Here is a 4,993-nt window from a genome sequence, read left to right on the forward strand (position 1 = left end):
GGCGCGCACCACCAGCCACAGCGCCCCGAGCAGGCAGATCGTGCCCAGCAGGGAGAACTGCAGCATCGGGAAGGTCAGCACGGCGCCGTCGGCCGGCAGGTAGTGCGCCGCGCTGCCGGAGTTGCTCACCGGGCTGCGGATCGCCCGCAACAGGAACGGCAGCCAGGTGGTGCTGCCGATGGCGGCGGCGATGACGGCGATCACGCCCAGCCTGCGCAGCGGGTCGAGCGCCGCCCGCCACCCGCGGTGTCGCCAGCGCGAGCCGGCCAGCGCGAGGCCCATCAGCGCCATCGCGAACGCGGTGAAACCGAACAGCAGCGTGTACCAGGTGGCAGTGAACCCCAGGAAGAGTCCGGCGGCGATGACCGCGGCCCAGCCGCGGTGCGGCTCCGCCGGCGCCTCGAGCGTCACGCCAGCGTGGCCATGGGCGTCCGGCGTCACGCTGGCGTGACGCTCGGGGGGATCCCACCGGCCGCCGGCGCGCAGGCCCGACCACGTCAGCACAAGCACCGGCGGCAGCAGCACGGTGATCATCGCCGCGTACGGTTCGGGCGAGCCGTAGGCCAGGGTCGCCGCCGCCGTCGCGGTGGTGACGATCAGCGCGTATTCGAACCGGACCATCCGCCACCACAGCACCAGTGCGACGGCGACCGCGATGGTGATCGAGGTGATGGCCCAGGGCTTGTAGACCTCCCAGGCCGGTGTCCCGCTCAGCGCCGCGGCCCGCCCGCCGATCCAGAACCAGCCGGGCGGGTAGAACGGCGGCAGCCCGATGTAGGTCATGTCGCGCAGGGCGGGGCTGTCGGCGAGCCGGGTCAGGTACTCGGTGCGGAACTGCTGGTCGACGGAAATGCCGAACAGGTACAGCTTGGTGGCCCCCAACGGCATGCCCAGCGTCACGACGGTGAACGCGGAGACGAACGCCAGCCCGCCCAGCCGCGCCGGCCACCGCCACCGCCGCCACGCCCAGCCCGCGCCGACCAGGCCGGCCAGGCAGCCGACCTGGCCCACGGTGGTCAGCGCGTGCAGCTGATTCGATGACGGAAAGGCCGGCCACTGGACGCGAGAGATGGCGACCAGCGAGACCACGGCGACGATGACGGCCACCGCGGCCGCCAAAGCCATCTGGCCGAGGCTGGCCAGCGCGTTACGCATGATCAGATGGGCAGCTTGCGGAAGATGGGCCGGGGGATGTGTCGCAACACCATCATCACGTACCGGAATGCTCCTGGCGCCCAAACCAATTCCTTACCCTTTGCGGCCGAGGTCACCGCGAGGTTGGCGACGTACTCCTTGTCCACCGTCAGCGGGGCTTCCTTGACGTGCGCGCTCATCCGGGTGCGGACCTGGCCCGGGCGGATCACCAGGACGTGAACCCCGTACTCGCGCAGCGCTTCTCCGAGACCCAGATAGAAGCCATCCAGTCCGGCCTTGGTGGAGCCATAGACGAAGTTCGATCGTCGCACCCGCTCCCCGGCGGCCGAGCTCATCGCGATGATCTGGCCGAAGCCCTGCGCGCGCATCTTCTCGCCGAGCAGCACACCCACCGAAACCGCTGCGGTGTAGTTGATTTCGGCGGCCAGGACGGCCTTGCGCTGATCCTGCCACAGCTCCTCGGCGTCCCCGAGGATGCCGAACGCGACGATCGCCACGTCGACGTCGCCATGGGCGAACGCCGCCTCGATGGTCTTCGGATGGCTGTCGGGGTCGGTGGCCTCGAAGTCGATCAGCTCCACCGACCGCGCGCCCGCCGCCTTCATCTGGGCGACGGCGGCGTCGCGGCCCGGGTCATCGGGCATGGCGGCCAGCACGATACGGGCGTGCGCGTTCTGCAGATAGCGCTCGCAGATGGCGAGCCCGATCTCGGAGGTCCCGCCGAGCAACAGGATGGTCTGCGGGTTTCCCACAGCGTCCAGCACCATTTACAACAGCTCCAAACGTCGGGCCATGTCGGAGGCGAACACCCCGGCGGGGTCCACCTTGCGGCGCACCGCGATCCACTCGTCGATGCGCGGGTACATGGCGTGGAAGGTCTCGGCGCTCGCGCGGGAATCTTTGGCGGTGTACACCCGGCCGCCGAATTCCAATACCCGCCTGTCAAGTTCGTTGAGGAACTCGTTGATCCCCGGCTTGTTGGGGAAGTCCATCGCGACGTTCCACCCGGCCATCGGGAAACTCAGCGGCGCGCGGTTGCCCGGGCCGAAGAGTTTGAACACGTTCAGCGCCGAATAATGGCCGCGGGTCTGGATCCAGCGGATGATGGCCTTGAACTCGTCCATCGCGTCCGGCGGAACCAGGAACTGGTGCTGCGCGAAACCCATTGGGCCGTAAGCGTTATTCCAGCCGTTGACCAGGTCGAGCATGTGGTAGAACTGCGACAGGTTCATGATCTTGCCGGAGTAGGTTCCGCCCAAGCGGTAGTACACCTCGCCGATGGCCATGAAAGACAGCTTGTTCATCGCGCTGACCGGAAATATGTTCGGCACCGTCAACAGCTGGGGCGCATCGAATTTCAGCGGATTTTTGGCCAGCTTCTCGGGCAGTTGGTCCAGCTTGGCCAGGCTGCCGCGGCTGACCGCGGCCCGGCCGAGTTTGGGCGGTGGGCTGATCAAATCGAACCAGGCGCTGGAGTAGGTGTAGTTGGCCTCGCTGCCGTCGAGGTGAACGGCGACCGTCTCGTCGAGGTCCTTGGTGGCCACACCGTCGGCGATGAAATACGCCGTTTCGGTCGGCGTCATCTCGATGGTCGCGCGCAGCACGATCCCGGTCAGGCCGTTGCCGCCGACGGTGACCCAGAACAGTTCGGCGTCCTCACCGTCGGGGGTGATGGTGCGGACGGTGCCGTCGGCCATGAGCAGGTCCATCGAGCGCACGTGGTTGCCGAAGCTGCCCGCGCTGTGATGGTTCTTGCCGTGGATGTCGCAGGCGATCGCGCCGCCGACGGTGACCTGACGCGTGCCCGGCAGCACCGGCACCCACAGCCCGAACGGCAGCGCCGCCTTCATCAACTGGTCCAGACTGACGCCGGCGTCGACGTCGACCAGCCGGGTGTCGGCGCTGATCGAGTGGATGCGGTTCAGCGGGGTCATGTCGATCACCAGGCCGCCGCCGTTTTGGGCGTTGTCGCCGTAGGACCGGCCCAGGCCGCGCGCGATGACACCCCGTCCGTTCGGTCCGCCGGATTCGGCTACCCGGGCGACGGCCTTGGCGATCAGCTCGGGATCTCGGGTCGAGAGCACCTCGGCCACCGACGGCGCGGTGTGGCCAAAGCCCATCAGCCGGGTGGGGGTGGTTCCAACGTCGGTGCTCAACATCGTCAAAGAGGGTACCGCTTGCGCAACTGGCTCAGCGGATGCGGAAGATAACGGCTCGCTGCACGATGAAGTTGATGACCGTCGCGGTGCCCTGCGCGATCACGAACGCGACGGGTATGGCCCACCCGCGGTAGTGCATAAGCGCAAGGCACAGGTGGTTGAGCCCGACCTGGACGGCGAAGGTGACGGCGTAGAGGATCATGACCGCGACGAACCGGGCGGTGCTGGGGGCGGCTTGGAAAGTCCACCGGCGGTTGATCAGGTAGGCGGTGATGGTGCCGACGACGAAGCTGGTGGCCTTGGCCAGGTCGACTTGGACGCCCACCGCCTTGTACAGGGCCAGGTACAGGCTGAAGTCCACGATTCCCGCCAAGCCGCCGGTGACGACGAAACGCATCACCTGTGTCGTCAGGCTCAACTGTGGGCTGGGCGGGGCGGCATCGGGCGGCGGGGCAACCATCGGGGGGAGTCTATCCGGGCCGGCGGGCCGGCGGGCCGCGCCGGGGACGCTACGGGACGCTCTAGCGGGGCAGCTTGACCGCGATCAGCTCGACCTGATCCTCGCCCTGCGGCGTGGAGTAGGTCACCGTGTCGCCCGCCTTGTGTCCGGCTAACGCCTGGGCCAGGGGGCTGCGCGCGGTCAGGGTCTCACCTTCCCGGCCAACCGGCGTCTCTTCCACGATCGAGATCACCTGCATGGTGACCACTTCGCCGTCGGAGAAGCGCAGGGTCACCTCGGTGCCACCGGGCAGGGTCTCCGACGCGTCGGCCTCCGACGGGCCGGTGCGCAGCCGGCGGTCCAGCTCGTTGATCCGGTCGCTGAGGCCCACCAGCTCCTCGGCGCGCTGGATCGCCTCGGCGGCGTCGCCGTGATCGCCCACCATGCCGCGGTCGTTGCGGACCTCGACCTCGAGGCGGTCGCGCCGCTGCCGTAGACGGTCGAGCTCCGCGGCCAGGCTCTCTTTTGCCGCGTCCGCCACTGATTGGGCTTTCTTAGCCACTTCCGTCGACCTTTCGCCTGCGGCCAGTTGGTTTCGCCGATTATTCATTCATACGCCGCAAATCCGCGCACACGCTTTTGTGAGAAAGCCCCGAGGCCGGCCGGACAGGGTCCGGAGGCGTCGCTTCGCCGGCTCGCACACCGGCGGGTTCGTTGCAGTGCGTCGTGGAGATTTCGTGGACGGCGGTCCACCCAGCGCTGGCTTGCCCAGGTGCGGCGGGGACCTCGGGAATCCGACCGCGCCGCGTGGCCCTCACGGCCAAGTAACCTTGCGGCACAGAGGATTTCAGTACGGCCGCCGCGTTCGGGTCCGATGCCTGGCCGTGCTTCGAATTGTCGTGCAAGTCAATTGGCTTCCAGTTTCCGTACCGAAGGAATCTTTTGGCGAGTTTTCTATGACCATCGTCCGAATCGGCGATAGGATTTTGTTCGCTACGGGGTTCACTGACTGAGGTGTTCGAAGAGGGCAGGCCATGGACTTTGGGTCGCTACCCCCCGAGGTCAACTCCGGGCTGATGTACACCGGTCCGGGATCGGGCCCGCTGCTGGCCGCGGCGGCAGCCTGGGACGCGGTAGCCGCAGAGCTGGAGTCGGCGACCGCGGGCTATTCCTCCGAACTGGCGGGCTTGACCGGGCTCTGGTTCGGGCCGTCGTCGATGGCGATGAATGCCGCGGCCGC

6 protein-coding genes are annotated in these 4,993 nt (G+C 67.8%); 1 reads left to right on the forward strand and 5 read right to left on the reverse strand.

Annotated elements, in window-relative coordinates; translation table 11 throughout:
• The 5 genes from A5691_RS15165 to A5691_RS15185 all read right to left on the reverse strand — a co-directional run.
• Positions 1-1,155 (reverse strand): arabinofuranosyltransferase (locus tag A5691_RS15165; protein WP_197508510.1); only part of this gene is annotated, 1,155 nt, incomplete at its 3' end.
• A gap of 2 nt (positions 1,156-1,157) precedes the next feature.
• Positions 1,158-1,922 carry a decaprenylphospho-beta-D-erythro-pentofuranosid-2-ulose 2-reductase gene (locus A5691_RS15170; protein WP_067781744.1) on the reverse strand — a complete coding sequence of 255 codons (765 nt, stop codon included), beginning with the start codon at positions 1,920-1,922 and terminating at the stop codon, positions 1,158-1,160.
• Entirely contained in the window at positions 1,923-3,314 is a 1,392-nt protein-coding gene (locus tag A5691_RS15175; RefSeq protein WP_067781741.1) for an FAD-binding oxidoreductase, read from the reverse strand. It abuts the gene before it with no gap.
• Positions 3,315-3,345: 31 nt separating this feature from the next.
• Entirely contained in the window at positions 3,346-3,711 is a 366-nt protein-coding gene (locus A5691_RS15180) for a GtrA family protein (protein ID WP_156675592.1), read from the reverse strand.
• 124 nt (positions 3,712-3,835) lie between these two features.
• Positions 3,836-4,315 (reverse strand): GreA/GreB family elongation factor, encoded by a 480-nt coding sequence (locus tag A5691_RS15185; protein WP_067759364.1) that lies wholly within the window; start codon positions 4,313-4,315, stop codon positions 3,836-3,838.
• Between the two features lie 472 nt (positions 4,316-4,787).
• Between A5691_RS15185 and A5691_RS15190 the strand changes: the two genes are divergently transcribed.
• The coding region (locus tag A5691_RS15190) for a PPE domain-containing protein (RefSeq protein WP_156670222.1) at positions 4,788-4,993 on the forward strand (206 nt) is incomplete at its 3' end.

The sequence above is a fragment of the Mycobacterium sp. E183 genome (genome assembly GCF_001667735.1).
GTDB lineage: Bacteria > Actinomycetota > Actinomycetes > Mycobacteriales > Mycobacteriaceae > Mycobacterium.

Bases quoted from the DNA above. Each gene is read 5' to 3' on its own strand.
- A5691_RS15170 (WP_067781744.1), bottom strand. From the start codon at position 1,922: ATGGTGCTGGACGCTGTGGGAAACCCGCAGACCATCCTGTTGCTCGGC.
- A5691_RS15175 (WP_067781741.1), bottom strand. From the start codon at position 3,314: ATGTTGAGCACCGACGTTGGAACCACCCCCACCCGGCTGATGGGCTTT.
- A5691_RS15180 (WP_156675592.1), bottom strand. From the start codon at position 3,711: ATGCGTTTCGTCGTCACCGGCGGCTTGGCGGGAATCGTGGACTTCAGC.